The 16,552-nt window shown below is 59.5% G+C and carries 12 protein-coding genes and 1 pseudogene; 7 read left to right on the top strand and 6 right to left on the bottom strand.

Features of this window, described 5'->3' with window-relative positions; all coding sequences use genetic code 11:
• Window positions 1-152 precede the first annotated feature (152 nt).
• Window positions 153-1,571: a lipopolysaccharide biosynthesis protein gene (locus BMZ42_RS14970; protein ID WP_091524031.1), complete on the top strand. Its 1,419-nt coding sequence runs from the start codon at window positions 153-155 to the stop codon at window positions 1,569-1,571.
• Window positions 1,571-2,848, top strand: a complete 1,278-nt coding sequence (locus BMZ42_RS14965; protein ID WP_091524029.1) for a GNAT family N-acetyltransferase — start codon at window positions 1,571-1,573, stop codon at window positions 2,846-2,848. The genes BMZ42_RS14970 and BMZ42_RS14965 overlap by 1 nt, the downstream gene beginning before the upstream one ends.
• Here BMZ42_RS14965 and BMZ42_RS14960 read toward each other — a convergent pair.
• Window positions 2,843-4,474, bottom strand: coding sequence for an AMP-binding protein (locus BMZ42_RS14960; RefSeq protein ID WP_091524024.1), 1,632 nt, complete (start codon window positions 4,472-4,474; stop codon window positions 2,843-2,845). The genes BMZ42_RS14965 and BMZ42_RS14960 overlap by 6 nt on opposite strands.
• Before the next feature lie 200 nt (window positions 4,475-4,674).
• Here BMZ42_RS14960 and BMZ42_RS14955 point away from each other — a divergent pair, with 200 nt between their 5' ends.
• Both BMZ42_RS14955 and BMZ42_RS14950 read left to right on the top strand, forming a co-directional pair.
• Window positions 4,675-5,553 (top strand): CPBP family intramembrane glutamic endopeptidase, encoded by an 879-nt coding sequence (locus BMZ42_RS14955; protein ID WP_091524023.1) that lies wholly within the window; start codon window positions 4,675-4,677, stop codon window positions 5,551-5,553.
• Between the two features lie 443 nt (window positions 5,554-5,996).
• On the top strand, window positions 5,997-7,271 hold the full coding sequence (locus BMZ42_RS14950) for an O-antigen ligase family protein (protein WP_139207954.1): 1,275 nt from the start codon (window positions 5,997-5,999) through the stop codon (window positions 7,269-7,271).
• Between the two features lie 6 nt (window positions 7,272-7,277).
• On the opposite strand, the gene BMZ42_RS14945 is transcribed toward BMZ42_RS14950, so the two are convergent.
• From BMZ42_RS14945 to BMZ42_RS17815, 3 genes are all read right to left on the bottom strand, one after another.
• On the bottom strand, window positions 7,278-8,012 hold the full coding sequence (locus BMZ42_RS14945) for a glycosyltransferase family 25 protein (RefSeq protein WP_091524018.1): 735 nt from the start codon (window positions 8,010-8,012) through the stop codon (window positions 7,278-7,280).
• Window positions 8,013-8,303: 291 nt separating this feature from the next.
• Window positions 8,304-9,650: a tetratricopeptide repeat protein gene (locus BMZ42_RS14940; RefSeq protein WP_091524016.1), complete on the bottom strand. Its 1,347-nt coding sequence runs from the start codon at window positions 9,648-9,650 to the stop codon at window positions 8,304-8,306.
• Window positions 9,647-10,711 carry an SDR family oxidoreductase gene (locus BMZ42_RS17815; protein WP_139207952.1) on the bottom strand — a complete coding sequence of 355 codons (1,065 nt, stop codon included), beginning with the start codon at window positions 10,709-10,711 and terminating at the stop codon, window positions 9,647-9,649. The genes BMZ42_RS14940 and BMZ42_RS17815 overlap by 4 nt, the downstream gene beginning before the upstream one ends.
• A gap of 467 nt (window positions 10,712-11,178) precedes the next feature.
• On the opposite strand from BMZ42_RS17815, the gene BMZ42_RS14925 reads away from it, so the two are divergent.
• A complete protein-coding gene (locus BMZ42_RS14925; RefSeq protein WP_091524009.1) occupies window positions 11,179-13,233 on the top strand; it encodes a S8 family peptidase in 2,055 nt (684 codons plus the stop codon).
• 128 nt (window positions 13,234-13,361) lie between these two features.
• Window positions 13,362-13,955: a hypothetical protein gene (locus BMZ42_RS14920; protein ID WP_091524006.1), complete on the top strand. Its 594-nt coding sequence runs from the start codon at window positions 13,362-13,364 to the stop codon at window positions 13,953-13,955.
• A gap of 274 nt (window positions 13,956-14,229) precedes the next feature.
• On the opposite strand, the gene BMZ42_RS14915 is transcribed toward BMZ42_RS14920, so the two are convergent.
• Window positions 14,230-15,570, bottom strand: a complete 1,341-nt coding sequence (locus BMZ42_RS14915; protein WP_091524005.1) for an HlyD family type I secretion periplasmic adaptor subunit — start codon at window positions 15,568-15,570, stop codon at window positions 14,230-14,232.
• A 13-nt stretch (window positions 15,571-15,583) separates the two neighbouring features.
• Window positions 15,584-16,240 (bottom strand): annotated as a pseudogene (locus BMZ42_RS14910) (ATP-binding cassette domain-containing protein); the annotation flags it as partial.
• A gap of 77 nt (window positions 16,241-16,317) precedes the next feature.
• Here BMZ42_RS14910 and BMZ42_RS14905 point away from each other — a divergent pair.
• A partial coding sequence (locus tag BMZ42_RS14905) for a transposase (protein WP_139207948.1) occupies window positions 16,318-16,552 on the top strand: 235 nt, incomplete at its 3' end.

Raw genomic sequence — 16,552 nt, 5'->3', positions numbered from 1 at the left:
CGAACTGCCGGAATGCTAGGAGATCACCGGGTAAAACGCAAGAACGCCGAAAATGCGGTGGTGTCGTGCCAAGGCGACCTCCCACCATCCAGTGTTTCTTAAAGACTCCGCGCTATGTTTCACCCATGTTTGTGGGGAAACGGATTTTGTGTGTGCGATTTTCCGCTGCTGCGACCGCTGACCGGCTCTTGCCCAGCTTTCTTGCGGCGCGCGCACGTCCGGGCCTCACCAATCTGGATGCCCTACTCTTTGCCTCCGGTGATCGACACGGCAGCGCGGGACGCGCTTCGCTGATCGCGTTTCTCATTCGTGTCCTCAGCGCCGTCATTGCCCTTGTCAGCCAGGTGTTGATTGCCCGCTGGATCGGCAGCTTCGACTACGGCATCTTTGTCATGGTCTGGACGGTCATGGTGATTGCCGGCAACCTTTCGTGCCTTGGCTTTCACACATCGATCATCCGCTTCATCCCCGAATATCGCGCCCGCGGGCGACTGGGCGAATTGCGCGGCATCATGGCGACCAGCAAGATATTCGTGCTGGCCACATCGACGCTGATCGCGGCCCTCGGCATTGCCGGCGTCTGGCTGTTTTCAGACGCGGTCGAGAGCTATTACGTATTGCCGTTCTATCTGGGGATCGCCTGCCTGCCGATCATCGCGCTGTCAGACACTCTGGAAGGCACGGCGCGGGCGCATTCCTGGGCAGCTCTAGGTCTGGGGCCAATCTACCTGTTGCGCCCCCTGCTGATTCTGGCGTTGATGGGGCTGGCGCTGCAGCTTGGCTATCCCGCCACCGGGCAGACCGCAGTCATCGCCGCGATCATCGCCACGTTGCTGACGGCACTGTTCCAGATCGTCACCATCGTGCCGCGCACGCGCGCCGGCTTGCGCCAGGTGCGCCCAAAATACCACCATCGCCAATGGCTGATGGTGTCGCTGCCGATCTTCGTGATCGAAGGCTTCTATTTCATGCTGACGAATGCCGACGTGCTGCTGGTCGGCTACTTCATGCCGCCTGGCGACGTGGCGGTGTATTTCGCGACCACGAAGATTCTGGCGCTGGTACATTTCGTCTATTTCGCCGTGAAGGCAGGTGTCGCGCAACGCTATGCCCATTATGCGCAGGATGGGAATTCCGCAAAACTGGCGGATTTCGCGCGCGAGACAGTCGCCTGGACCTTCTGGCCTTCCCTGGTGATGGCAGGCGCGGTGCTACTCCTTGGCAAACCCCTGCTGAGCATGTTTGGACCCGGCTTCGAGGCCGGTTATCCGCTTTTGTTCGTACTGGTTGTCGGCGTCATTGCCCGCTCGTCGGTAGGCCCGGCGGAAAGCCTGCTGACGATGACCGGCAACCAGAACATCTGCGCTCTGGTCTATGGGCTGACACTCAGCATAAGCGTCGTCCTCAATCTCATCCTCATCCCGCTCCACGGCCTTTGGGGCGCATCAATTGCAATGGCGGTGGCGCTGAGCTGCGAAGCCGCCCTGCTCGCTTTCACCGTATGGAAGAGGCTTGGCATCGTCATGATCGTTCCAAACGCCCGCCTGCCCCGTCGTCAGGAGACCGTCTGATGGGCGCAAATCCCATCATCGAAGAGCTGAGCGGCAGCGCCTCCGGTCGCATGATCGGGGAATTTGCCGACTACGCGTCCGAAGCGGTTCTGCCCGCAGTGCTGGAGGAGATGCAGAAGCGGCCACCGCGCAAACTGGCGATCTATGCCGCATCGGCAGGTTTCGAACTGGTGGACGAACTCAGCCATTTATGCGCCCGCGCGATCGACCCGAATGTCTTCTTCAATCCACGCTTTCTGGCACCGGCAATGCCGCGGCTGGAGGACAGGGAAGTGTGCCTTGCAGTGATCCGGGACGGCGACGACCTGAAAAGCCGATTGCGCCTTCTTGTCCCGTTCACCGTCGAACGGTTGCCGCTGTTTGGCACTTCGATCATGCGAACCTGGTCGAGCCCGTTCGGGCCGCTGGGCACGCCGCTCGTCGATCCTGACGACCCGGAAGGCGTTATCGACGACTTCTTCAGCATGTTGGCGCGACCCCATCTGAAGCTGCCCGGGATATTCGTCATGCCGGATGTACGTCTTGACGGAACTTTTGCCGCGATGATGCACCGCTTCGCGGAAAGCCGCGGTCTGCCGCTCGAAATCACCAATCGCGTGCAACGCCCCCACCTGCAGAGCGAGCTTCTGCCCGAGGACTATCTCGACCACTCGATCAGCCGACGGCATCTGCGTGAATATCAGCGTCTGAAGCGACGGCTCGCCGATCTTGGAACGCTGGAGTACCGGATCGCACGCCAGCCCGACGACGTGCGGCAGGCGGTGGAGGATTTCCTCGCGCTGGAAGCTTCAGGCTGGAAGGGACGCGAAGGCTCGGCCATGGCCGTCGACCGCTACCGCGCCGCCTTCGCTCGCGAGGCCGCTCAACGTTTGGCTGAAAACGACCAGTGCCGGGTCCACGCGCTGCATCTGAATGGAGAGGTGATCGCCAGCCTGATCGTGTTTGTCGAAGCCGGCGTCGCCTATACATGGAAAACAGCCTATGATGAAAACTACGCGCGGTTCTCGCCCGGCACCCTGCTGATGATCGAGGTGACGCACACGCATCTGCTCGATCCGAATGTGGCTATCACCGATTCCTGCGCGGTACCGGATCACCCGATCGTCAGCCGACTATGGAAAGAGCGGCGCCCCATCGGCACGATGGTCGTCGGACTGAGCGCCGGGTCGGATCGTGCAACGCGCCGCGCTGCGACCCAGCTTCACCGCGAGAAACAGACACGCAACATGGCGCGCATCGTACGCCAGAGAATCCAGCAGGCGCTGAAACGCTCATGACGCCTCGGCGCGCGCCCGGTCACGGAAAATGCGGCGGATCACCTTGCCGGTCGTCGTCAGCGGGATCGAATCGACGAACTCGACCTCGCGCGGATATTCATGCGCCGAAAGACGCTCGCGAACCCACAGGCTGATGTCACCCGCCAGCTCTTCGTGGCGCTCGACGCCCGGCTTGAGTACGACATAGGCCTTGACGATTTCCGTGCGCAGCGGATCGGGCTTGCCGACAACGGCAGCCAGCGCCACGTCGGGATGCCCGGTCAGGCAGTCCTCGATCTCGCCGGGGCCAATGCGATAGCCGGCGGAGGTGATGACATCGTCGTCGCGCCCGAAGAAATGAATGTAGCCATCGGGATCAAGACCCCCCTGGTCGCCGGTGACCATCCAGTCGCCGATGAATTTTTTCGCTGTTGCTTCGGGGTTCTGCCAATATTCCAGAAACATCACCGGATCGGGTCGGCGCACCGCGATCTGGCCCGCCTCACCGACGCCGACCGGACGCCCCTCGCCGTCGATCACCGCGACCTGATGACCGGGCACCGGCTTGCCGATGGCGCCGCCGCGACTGACACCAAGCTCCGCACAGGACGACAGCACCAGATTGCACTCGGTCTGGCCGTAGAATTCATTGATGGTCAGGCCAAGTTCCGCCTTTGCCCAATCATAGGTTTCGCGGCCCAAAGCCTCGCCACCGGACCCAACGGTGCGAAGCTGGAGCTTGTAGCGCGACCTGATCCCCCGCACTGCCTTCAACATGCGCAAGGCTGTCGGCGGAATGAACGCATTGCGCACCGCCATCTTCTCCATCAGGGCAAGCGCCATCTCCGGATCGAACCGTTCGAAACGGCCTGACACCACCGGAACGCCGAAATACAGCCCCGGCAGAAGAACGTTGAGCAGACCGCCGGCCCAGGCCCAGTCGGCGGGAGTCCAGAGCCGGTCGTCAGGCTGTGGCAGAAATTCATGCGCCATCTGTACGCCCGGCAAATGCCCCAGCAGCACCCGGTGTCCATGCAGCGCGCCCTTGGGCGGGCCGGTCGTTCCCGACGTGAAGATCATCATCGCGGGATCATCTGAAGCGGTGTCCTCCGCCTCGAAGATCGACGCATGGCGCGCCACCAGTTCGTCAAAGCCGAGCGCTCCGCCAGTTGCGCCATCAACGCTGATAACGCATTGCAGCGACGGCAACCGCGCGCGCAGGCCCCGCACTTTTTCGTGACCAGCCTCGTTGGTCACAAGCGCCTTCACCCCAGCCGTCTCAAGCCGGTACTCCAGTGCCTCGACCCCGAACAGGAGCGCCAGAGGCACCGCTATCGCGCCCAGCTTGTAAATCGCGACATGCGCAATGACCGTTTCGAAACATTGCGGCAGCAGCAGCGCAACACGATCGCCGCGCGCCACCCCGCAGGCACGCAGCGCGTTGGCAAGTGCGTTCGAGCGCGCGGCAAGCTCCTGATAAGTCAGCGTTTGTGGCGCACTGCCAGGGTCATAATGATAGAGCGCGATCCGATCCGGCTCACGACTGGCCCAACGGTCGCAGACCGCGACACCGATATTGAAGCGCTCCGGGACGTCCCATCGGAAGGTCTCGTAGAGCGCATCGTAGCTTTCCTGCTGTTTCAGCATGAATGTGAACTCCCTCGCGCGCGCCATCCTCCGGCACTGCGCAACCGCATAGCGGTATCAGAAAGCGCCCCAGAGACGCCAGAGGTCGTGAACGTTCCAAACGTTGCGCTTGATGATCCAAGCGGGTAATCACCCACCTTCGACAATAGTCCATCCGATTTTCGGCCCCGGCTCATCTCGCCCCTCACGTCTGGACCCTCATGCGCTACCTCTACATCTGCCTGTTTCTGGTGTTCCTGCCTCTACCGCTCGCCCTTCTTGAGACCGTATATCGTGTCAGCGGCAGTGGTCTGTCGATTTTTGACACACGCGGCATCGGCCAGGTCTCGATGCTGTTCACCGTCATCGTCATGGTGCTGGGCTATGTCACGCTGGTCGCTCGGGATAATGTGCGCGAATTCTTCATGCTCTATCTGCGCAACTGGCGAGTCGCGCTGCGTGGCTTCTTCACCATGCTGGCCATCGCCTGGGCCATCGTCATCGCCGCCTATCTGGTGATGGGCGCACTTGGCTATGTTCAATGGTCGCAGGAAGCATGGGACGAAATGACGTGGCGCGTTGCGCGCCGGACATTTGTTGCCCTCCTGGTCGTCCTCGTGCTTGCCGTGACCGAAGAGCTGATGTTCCGTGTTTTCCTCATGCGCTATCTGCGGTGGAACACGTCAAAGGCGGTGACGATCGGGGCGGTGCTGTTCTCGTCCTTCGTTTTTGCCTCGGTTCACAATCTGACCGACCCGCTGGCGTGGTTCCAGCCTGAGGACGCGATGCTGTTCGTGGGGCTGTTCCTGCTGGGAATACTGCTGTGCGTTACCTATCTGGTCACCGGCTCGTTCTGGTGCGCCGTGGCGGTCCACAGCGGCTTGCTCGGATCCAAGGTCTTCCTGCGCCGCACGGAAGTGATCGATGTGTCGACGGGCACCTGGTGGCTGAACACGCCGGATCTGCGCGCCACCCCCCTGACATGGGCACTGTTCGCAGGCCTTGCGATTGCCATCTATCTGCTGCGCAAGCCGCTGGCAGAGCGCTTTGCGATCGAACGGCCCGTCGTCAGCACGGCCAAGTTCCCGCCTGCCCCGTGAATATCGCCAGCGAGAGCTGCGCAATATGGATGTCAATCGGATTGAAGGTGGGGTAAGCACAGCCTGCCGGAAACGGCACGGGTGCGACCGCCATCAATCAAGGATGGGTTCGGGCAAGTTGATTGACGTCTCTCTTGCTGACACGAGACTACGTGGCCACCCGTCATTTGTTCGAATCGAGCAAATGACGGAACCGCCGCGCCAGGCTGAACCGAATGCACCATCACCAAAGTACGTAGCATGAACCCATCGGTATACTTGACGCAACAGTGATGAATGTTTATCGCCACAACCACAGGAAGCAGCGACATCTTTCACGACTGTGCCCAGATCAGAGCGAAGCCCTCGTGCCTCTCGTTCTTATTTCCCGACACCAATCTACTCTTTCCCAGTAGGCAGACGTGACAAACAACCTGTTGCCGCGAAAAAAAGAGGGGCACTCCGTGCAGTCGCCAAAGCCAGGCTTGATGCATCGGCTGTTGCTGTGGCGGCGTTCTGTCGACCCGATCCTTCTGTCGATTGCCGTCGCCTGCTTTCCGATCAAGCTGGGCCTCGACACAGTCCTCCTGGCGTTTTTCGGCGGCGTCGGAATTTATCTCATCTGCGGATGGCATCGTTCGCGCCAGCTGATCGATCCACACTATGCGGCTGCCAGTCTCGCCTATGGCGGGGTCGCTGTTGCGATCGGCCTTTATCATGGCAACGTCATCGAAAATCTCCGATGGATCGGATTGCCGCTTTATTTTTCGCTCGGCATCGCGCTCTTCGTTGGCTTCGTCCTGATCAGGAACCCGGTACGGCAGATGGCACTCGGTGCACGCGTCGGGCTCATCCTGACGGTCGGGATGGCGCTTTTCGAGAGCTTCATGGGCGAAACGCGCATAGGCCTCGGCGGCAACGCTGCAAATGCCGCCTTCGTCATCTGCGTTCTGGCGGTCATGGCTCGCTTCCATGCCAGCAATGCGCCGAAATACCTGCCGAACAGCCGTGCGTGGTTCTATTTCGCGATCATTCCCGTCCTGATGACAGGAACACGAAGCGTGCTGCCGATCTTTGTCATCGCGGCAATCATCGACATCATCGAACTGCGGACTGAACTTTTCACCGCCGCAAGAAAACTGGGCGCGCGGCGGCTGGCAGTTGCAGGCGCTGCCGGTCTGGTCGTCATCGCGGCCGGTGCCTATGAAACACGCGACATCGTCTCCAGTCGCATCGCCTATACGATGCTTGAAATGGGCAATCTGACAGGACCGTCGGACAAGGAAACCACGGGCCTCGATATCCGGATCAATCTTTGGAAGGGTACGATCGACGTCGTGCGCGAATACCCACTTCTGGGTGTCGGCGGCAAGGAAAGCATGGAGCGGATCAAGCAGAATATCCCCGATCCGAACGCTAGCCTCTATGCCGATTTCGTGCATGTCCACTTCTTCGCACTGGACGAGATGCGTGACCGGGGGATCGTGGGACTGGTGTTTCTCATCGGGCTGTTTGCGGTCGTTTTCACCCGTATTTTCAGAACCACCGACCACCCGATGCGGGTGAACATGGCGATATTTCTTGCACTGCTCCTGCTTTACGGCTCGCTGCACGGGTTGCTGCTTGGTGACCGCAACGTGGCCGCAATCGTGCTCGTTTTCGTCGGCGTGCTGGCAACTGAACGCAAGAGAATCCGACGCCTCGACAGCAGCAACGACCATCAGGCAATCGCTGCCTGACGCGTCTCAGCCCTTCAACGCATAGGCCGTCCGCCTGACCGCTTCTGCGGTTCGCGTGGCCAGAGTTCCAAGGCGCTTCCACCACGGGAACTTGTTGGTCTTATAGATTGTTCGCGAGGCGATCGTCGACGGCTCGCGTGTCGGCTCGGCAACATTCAAGCGCGTGATATAGATGCTGGCGCCCGACGCCCACCCCCGCTCCAGCGCCATGTCGAGCGGAAATTCCATTACCTGCATCCCCTCCAGCAAGCGCTGTGCACCGCTGCGCGAGACTACATAGCAGGCCGATGAGCCCAGCGGACCATGCGCAGCGCGTCCGATTTCATCGCCCAGACTGGACGTCGCAATCTTTCGGAACGCAACCACCCGGTGATTGAAGAACTTGATGACATCTGCATCCGGAACAGCTGCCACGGCCGCGCGCACGCGATCGAGAAGATCGGCAGGCAAGACAATGTCGTCTTCAACGATGACCGCAAGGCCGTCGCCGCTTGCAAGAAATTGCGTCAGCGCTTTCAGGTGACTGCGGTAGCACCCGTACTCGCCCGGCAACATGGTCCGCCCGTTCTTGAATTCGAACGCGGCAATGTCGCAGTCAACGCGCTGCTCCGGTGGCGTCTGGGTGCCATCAACGCCGGACACACGAACGATCGGAAGTTGAAACTCTTCGGCGCGCCGCGACAACGCATTCCATCGGTCGACAGAACGATCGAGGTTGATTGCGTAAATCTGGATGTTCATTGCCCTATCATCCCGGCTAAAACGCGTCGCGATCTTTCAGATTCGCTCCCAGCGCTTTAGCTCCTTGTTTTACGCATGTCTTATCCCGGAACCGGTTCCCACGTTCGGGAGACATGCTGTAGTCGGCGGCCTCTGTGCAACCACCCTACGCAAAATCAGCGCGGTGGTGGCACCGCCTAGCACTCTCCCGGCAATGTTACACCCAGATAATGTGAGAAAAGCGACCTGCTGGCAGCAAGGCTCGGCGGTTCACCCTCAAAAGGAGCACCGCCAAGTCCACTGCCCCAGCCTTCAAAAGGCGAGACGCAGCCCCGTCGAGATGACGTGTCGCTTCGCGTCATAGGCATCAATCGTCGAATCGATCGACTGGAAGCTGTAGCTGGTCAGAAGACTCAGCCCCTCGGTCGTAGGAAGCCTCCAGTCAAGCCCGATGCTTGCTGCCTGCTCGATGTCGATGCGATCCTGCGGGAACGCGGCAAGCCCCGCCTTATAGGCATCTCGCATTACGGAATAGCTGGCCTGAAGCGCGAGATCTTCGCTCAATTGCCCGCGCAGGAAAAGGCGGCCGCCGGCACCCGCAAAACTGCGCGACGGCGTCGACCGGTCCATCAGGCGATTTTCAAGCCATGCTCCGAGCTTCCAGTCATTCCCAAGCTCATAGGAAAAGCCCAGGCGGGTCGTCGCAGCGTTTGAGTTGCCACTGGCGCTGCCTGGATAGAATTCGTGCCGCAAATCCAGCTGGCCCTGAAGCTCGAACTGCCGGCTGAGCGCATGACGGGCAAAGACTGTGCCGCCCACCGTTCCCTTGTTCAGATTGCTGCCTGAAAGCTCATAGGACAAATTCGGACCGAAGCTGACGCTCCACTCACGCCCCAACCGCAAATATCTTGCAGAAAGAGCAAAGCCGAGCTTGTCATATTCAGACAACCGGTCGTGCACGACAGCGTCGACAGATGCCACCAGCTGCCCGGCACTATTGCTGGAGAACGGTTGCATCAACGCGAAATCACTGCGCAGTCGGGTGAACGCATCGCCCTGCGCCCTGGAGCCAGGTGTCAATGTCAGGGGAACGGTTACGCCCCCGATCAGAGCGTCGACAGAAGTCTGAAAAGTGCCGCTATTGACGTTGCTGTCGTAGCCGCGCGCGACTGTGACCGACTGACTCAGACGCGGCGCACGCTTTGGCGCTGGCTGCATTGCCACAGGGCGTGGCTCTGCCACCAGCGCTGGCAGCTTTTCGGCAACCCGGCGCGCCGACGGGCGGATGGCCGGCTCCGGTGCCAGAACAAACTCGCGTATTGCGCGTACAAGCTCGACGCGCTTGCGAAGCATCCCATTTTGCGGCTCAATTTTCAGTGCCCGCGTAAAATACACCTCGGCATCCGAGATATGTCCCTGATCCAGATGGCACTGGCCGTAAAGCACCAGCGCGGGAACATAGGATGTCTGTGGTCCTGCGGCGACGTCGAGCAACATGCAGGTTTCCACCGCACGACCCGCCCGAAGAAATTCAGCCGCAGCAAGCACGGCGCGGGGGTCCGGCGTCGACGCGGCACCATCATTGATGCGGGCATATGCGCTTGTGGCCGCACCCAGCAGAGCCACAGCCGTCAAGCTGGCAAGAAGACGCCCCTTCACGGCTGCCTCGCCGTGACAAACTGGCCCCAGGCAGTGCCCTGCTCAATGTCAATACCCCAGTAGCCGCCGATCTCTTCGCCTGTAGGGCCGAAGAAACTGACGCCATCAAATGCTGCAGATGCGGGATCAAGCTCAAATCCGCCAAAGGACGACGTTTGGGAACGGTCCAGCTCCATATTGAGGGCACCGGCATCAACGTTGCCGCTGACATGCAGCAATCCCGTGGAACCAAAATCGAACCTGCCGGAAAGGGCTGCTGTGGCCAGATCGAACGTCAGTGACACCGCACCGTCAATCTCATTGTCGGCAAAGTCCATGCCTCTGGCAAATCCGTGATATTCGCCGCTGCGCGTGATGTCCGTGTCAAGGTCCAGCGTATAGTCTTGCGCAAACGAAAACGGGTAGTTCTCAAAGCGATCAGGCTGCGGCAGCGGGTCTGGCTCTGGATCTGGCGCCCGTGCTTCCGTGTGCTTGCGGATCAATTCAGCCAGGCGACGTTCCTTCTCCTCCTCCTGGCGAGACCTATCCAGTCGCTGCTGTTCGAGGGCGGCTATCCGTTCAGCCTGTAGAGCTTGTTGGCGAGCCCTGAGGAGACGCTCATGCGCAGCCCTTTCGGCATCAGTGCGCCGATCACCTTCCGATCCTGCACCCGTCGCGCCATCAAGCCCAAGCATGTCCCGAAGTGCCGCCTGGGCTTCATCGGAAGAGCTGCGATCAGGAACTCGGGCAAGAGCATCCGCTACCCACGCGGGAACGTCGCTGGTGACTGATCCGTCCGGTTGAGTGGGGTTCAAGATCGCGGCCACAACATCCGCAATCTGTTCAGGCGTCAGACTCGGCTGCTGGCCTGCGGAGGGGAAGTGACCGCTTGAGGAAAGCTGATCAATCCTTGACCTGAGGATTTCCAGCGACGGCGTATTTGCCGGAATAGCGCTGCCGTCTGCAGGCCGGTCCGGAGACGCAGATGGCGAAAACCCTAGCCGCCCAGGGTTGCTGGGATCAACGCCGACGAAAAATTGTGTTGCCTGTGCCACAGAACCAGTCAGCAGGGCGATAGCCATACCGGCCGCATAAGAACGAATAGAAATACCCAGCCCCTCCAAGCCAAAATGCGGTCAAACTATGACTCATGATATTGTTTGTCCAGTGTATACTGTACATCGGCAAGAAAAGCCTGCCAGTGCGCATTGCTCCGCGGTCGAAATGATCGATAGCAAAACGCCAGACTGACGGGGAATAAACTCCCGGACGGTTGAATTGTCGCAAGCCGCTTCAACAACTACTGAAGCTTATTTTGATCAGCAGATCCGTTATCAGACAGCGTGAAAAGGCGTATGAATTTTCGAGAGGAAAGGTCTCGATGCGTCCGCCAGTTGGCGCGAGCCGATCCAACCTCGCATGCAATCCTGACCGCTCGAAGCATGTCTCAAAAAACGACAAATTCGGCAAAACCTGCTAGCGCGACGGCGTTTTCATGTAATTACTGGAAGCTAGGCGATTCGAAGTCGTTCGATGCACCGGGGACAACATGAAGAATATTCTCGCGACAGCTGGCGCGCTGACTTTGGCAACAATGGCGGCGTCGATAGACCATGCGCACGCTCAAATCGACGAGCGGCTGTGGGGCATGTCGATGATCGGCGTCGGCAAGGCGTGGGAAAACGGGTTGCGTGGCCGCGGCGTTCATATCGGTGTGATGGATGAGTGGGCGCAACCGGACCATCCGGAATTTGGCGACCGCTGGGTTGGCGGCTTCAACGTTGATGGAACTCCCTACGGTCCCTATGGGAACGATTTTCACGGCACCCATGTGACTGGAACGATTGCAGGGCACAAGGTGGGCGTTGCGTCGGAAAGCATGATCTCGGGCATCAACTGGGCCGTACCGGTCCGCACTGATTCCAGCTACGCAGCGGGTTTCAGATGGGCGACGGCGCAAAATGTCCGGGTCGTCAACAATTCCTGGGGAATGAAGTTCACCGACCCCGTAACAGGCGAGAAACGCACCCTGACGGTTGCAGACGTCGCCCCCGATTTCTTTGAACAGAACTTTCAGGACACGCTGACTGCCCTTCGTGAATCGACGCGCGCCGACATCATTCAGGTCTTCGCGACCGGCAACTCGAAACAACCTCAACCAGATGTATTTTCAGCGCTGCCCTACTTTCATCCGGAACTCCAGTCCAATTGGATTGCAGTGACCTCCGTGGGGCCGACAGGCAACATCGCAAGCTACGCCGAACGCTGCGGCGTCGCGGCAGCATGGTGTCTGGCCGGGCCAGGCGGAGATGGCGACGACGGATCGAACGACGCCATCTGGTCTTCATGGCCGGGCAGCGGATATTACAGCATCAACGGCACATCGATGGCCACGCCGCACGTCACCGGCGCTGTCGCGATTGCCGCGCAACTGTTCCCGCAAGCCACAGGTTCAGAGCTGACGCAGCTTGTCCTGCAGACGGCAACCGACGTCGGCGATCCCGGCATCGATCCGGTCTACGGCTGGGGCCTGCTCAACATCGGCAACATTGTCGATACGGCCGCGCCTGCCACAGCGGGCACGTTTGCTAACGCTGCGTGGTCGCGCTTCGCCACGCTCGGGCATGTCAGCACACTGTTGCGACAGCGCCTCACGGCACCGCATTTGCCAAAACCGTCTCTCGACACCGATTTCGCATTGCTCAGCTATGCCAGCACGCTTCGTGACCAGGCAGGCAGTGTCATCACGGTCCCCAACACTGCAACGCCAGACATCTGGATCGCACCTTTATTCGGTACCGCTTCAATCAACGAATCGTCCTCGTCCTTCGGTGCAACAAGCCATCTGGGTGGCCTCGTCATCGGCGCAGACTTCGTTCGCAACCATCAGGCCAGATTCGGTCTTGCCCTCGGCTACACCAATACCCGGCTGGAAACGCGCCACGCCGACGACAGCGGAAGTTCCGACGCCTTCCATCTTGGCGCATATGCCGGATGGACCGATAGAGGCTGGTTCCTGGAAGGCACGGGACAGGCAGCCATCTTCAACCAGTCGATCGAGCGACGTGCGATTGGCGGTGCTGTCGGCGTGAGCTTTGCCCCGGTCGGGCGCTCAAATTTATCGGGGACAGGGTTCGAGCTGTCCGCTCAGGCCGGCCGTCGCCTCGACCTCTCCCATGACTTCACGATCGCCCCCTATCTCTCAGTCGCAACGCGTTGGCAAAACACGGGCGCCGGCTACGAAACCGGGGCTGGAATTTTCGATCTATCCCTGCCGGCAGCAAGCTATGGCCAGGTTGAGGCCGGAGCCGGGCTTCGCATCGAATCGTCGGCTCTTCAGGTGGAATACGGCTCGCTGCGTCTGGCAGGTGACATTTCCTATGCACGTTTGAGCGGCGACCTCAGCAACGCAACATCGGTTACGCTGCTTGGCGGCTCGATTGAAGGACAAAGCGCGGCCCTCGGGCGCGACATCCTGCGGCTGGGAGCCGAACTGAACCTGGCCACCAGCGAGAACCGCGATTGGTTCGCCCACTATCAAGGTAACTTTCAAAGGAACGCCAACTCGCACGCCCTGAGTGTGGGCATGCGGATCAGTTTTTGATCGTGCAAGGTTCGCTTTTCGAAACGGGACACAGCGACAACGCTGGAAGCGTGGATATGTGAACGGATAGGTTTAACCAAATCCGTTTAGCGTCAGCGAATATTGTTCATGCGATGGGGGGAGTACCATTGGAACCACAAGTCGTCGCCGCGCCGGAGCTGTTTCCACATATCCGTATTGTCATGGGCATGGTCATCGGTCTGGGCGTTGCCCGTCTGCTTTCGGGCGTGGCCCGCATCGTTCAGTACCCAAAGCGAAGCAGCTTGTATTTTGTCCATCTCGCCTGGGTCGCATCGGTATTGCTGATGCTGATAAGCTTCTGGTGGTGGGAGTTTGGATTGTACCAGGTGGAGACCTGGACCTTCGGAAAATACCTCTTTGTCATCAGCTATGCTGTCGTTCTGTTCCTGCTGTGCGCGCTTCTTTTCCCCGACGGCATGGAGGATTATCGAAACTACGCGGAATTCTTTCATGACCGGCGAGGCTGGTTCTTCGGCGCCCTGGCCGTCACCTACGTCATGGATATCGCCGATACACTGATAAAAGGGAATGATTACCTGGTGTCGTTAGGTCCTGAATATATCATTCGGACACCGCTCATCATCCTGCTTTGCATCATCGCTGCGATCGTACGCAACAAACCGTTCCATGTCGCATTCGTGATCTTCAAACTTGGCTATCAGATCTACTGGATTTCGCGGCACTTCAACGTCATTGCATAGGGCAAGACAGGCGCGTGTTGCGATCCCAATGCGAGGCTCACTAGCATGATACTGCCCACGCTGCCTCACAAACGGTGCCAGGTGAATTCAACCGGATCGTTCTGGACTTTCTTCTGGTGGGAGCTGCGTCATGACCTCATCGAACGACGTGGTGTTGCGCGCTATTGGCGCACGCGTGGCCAATAATAATGATGAACCCAATCAGGTCGAGGCTTTGCGAAATGTCTCACTTTAAGCTGCGAAACCCCGAAACGATTGGGAACGCACGAACCCATCACCGCTCGGAGAATGCGCGTGACATGCTGTCGGTGATCGGCTTGGCAAGATAGCTGAAAAATGTGCGTTCGCCGGTCTGGATCATGACTTCCGCTGGCATGCCCGGCGTGGGTGAAAAGCCGGCAACCCGTCCAAGTTCACTTGCCGGCAGGCTGATGCGGGCAACGTAGACCTCGGCGGGTGAATTTGTATTTTGATCCTGCAATGCGTCCGCGGAAACGTAGAAGACCTTGCCTTCAAGAACGGGCGTGGTGCGCTGGTTGAGCGCAGTCAGGCGAACAGTTGCCTTCTGCCCGGTGGTGACACTGTCGATATCGTTGCGTGGCACCTGAGCTTCGATGATCAGCGGAACATTGGCTGGCAGAATCTCCATGATGCCCTTTCCGCTTTCAATGACCCCACCCGGGGTATGGTAGTGCAGGCGGATCACCGTGCCAGAAACCGGCGCGTTTATCGTCGCGCGTCGCAGAACGCTCTCTGCCTCACGCGACTGTTCGCGGACCACTTCGAGTTCGCCCTGGATGTTCTGGAGCTGATCGAGCGCGTCTTCCCTGAATTTGTCGGTGGTCCCGACAATTTCCTGCTCGGCCTTGATCATCTGCGCACCAGTCTCGGAAATTTCGGCCTCAAGCCGGCCGATCTCGCCTTGAGCCTCTGAAATTGCACGAAGGATCGCACTGACTTCCGTCGCGCGCAAAAGCCCCTTGTTGAGCAGTATCTTCTTGCCCTCATGCTCTTCGCGCAACAGCCCCAGCTGTTCGATCATCGAGTCACGCAAATGCAGATAGCCCTGCATGCGGAAGTCGAGAGACTTGACGTTCTGCTCCAGCAACTTGAGTTCGCTTGAACGCTTCACTCGTGCGGTATCGAAATGCAGCTTCTGGCTTGCGAGGATCGCCGCCACGTCAGGGTCGCCAATATGTGGCTCCACCGGAACGGGAATAGCCATTGTCTCGTCACCGCGGAATTGCGAGCTGAGCCGGGCGACGATAATTTCGAGCCGTGAGCGGCGCAGGAAAAGCTCGCGCTCCTTGGCAAGCGCCGCCGTCTCGTCCAGGCGCACAAGCGGCTGCCCCTCCTTCACCTCGTCGCCCTCGCTTACGAGCATCTCCTTGATGATGCCGCCCTCGAAGTGCTGCACCACCTTGTTCTGGCCGGTGGCGACGAAGCTGCCTTGAGAGATCACCGCCGCCGCCAGTGGCGCGGTCGTCGCCCATATTCCGAAACCACCGAACGAAACTGCGAGAATGGCCAGGCCGATGATCGTTTGCTTGCGGATTGATCGCGGAACCTCGCTGTACCATTCCAGATCCTGGATCTTTGCCAAGTCTGTTGTCATCGGATTTCCGCTCCTATTGAAGCTGATGGCCGAACGAGCCGGTTTCGATGCTGATGCCGCGCGAGGCCAGCGCGTTCAGCACTTCCTGCCGTCGCCCGAAGAGAGCCACCGTGCCATTGACCAGCAGCAACACCTTGTCGACGCTTGCGAGCAGAGATGGGCGCTGTGTGATCGTGGCGACAGTGATCTTGTGCTGCTTTGCATGTTCCAGAGCGCGCATGAGCGCAGCGTCACCGGCGCTGTCGAGATTGGAGTTCGGCTCATCAAGGATGACCATGCGTGGGCTGCCGAAAAAGGCCCGTGCAAGCGCGATCCGCTGTTTCTGGCCACCCGACAACGGCGATCCGTCCGCTGCCACCATCGTCTCGTAGCCATGAGGAAGGTTTGCGATCATCTCATGCACATCAGCCAGCATTGCCGCTTCGAAGATCTGCTCGTCCGTGGCGTCGTCTCGCATGCGTGCGATGTTTGCCTTGATCGTGCCCGGAAAGAGCTGCACGTCCTGCGGAAGATAGCCGATATTTTCGCCGAACTGCCGCTGGTCCCAGTTGCGAAGGTCCATCAGGTCGAGACGTACGCTGCCGGAAGTCGGCAGAATTGAGCCGACGAGCATCTTGCCGAGCGTCGTCTTGCCGGCACCCGAATTTCCGATGATTGCCAGCGTGTTCCCCGTCAGCGCCCATGGCACAGATTCAGGGTTGAGCTTTAAGGAGTGTTTTGGTCTCGTCGTCTGACGAAGGAACCAAGATGACTGCTAAATCCCCGAGCACCAAAAAGCCTGCCGAGCAGGTGGTGAAGGACATTCGCCGGGCGACCCGACGGCACTTTTCAGCTGAAGACAAGATCCGGATCGTTCTCGATGGTCTGCGCGGCGAAGACAGCATTGCCGAACTGTGCCGCAAGGAAGGCATCGCGCAGAGCCTTTATTACACTTGGTCGAAAGAGTTCATGGAAGCCGGCAAGCGCCGACTGGCGGGCGATA

Origin of the sequence: Aquamicrobium aerolatum DSM 21857, from assembly GCF_900113935.1 — a bacterium.
GTDB classification, from domain to species: Bacteria; Pseudomonadota; Alphaproteobacteria; order Rhizobiales; family Rhizobiaceae; genus Aerobium; species Aerobium aerolatum.
The sequence above is the reverse complement of the archived record's forward strand: the minus strand, read 5'-3'. Positions and strand labels throughout refer to the sequence as shown.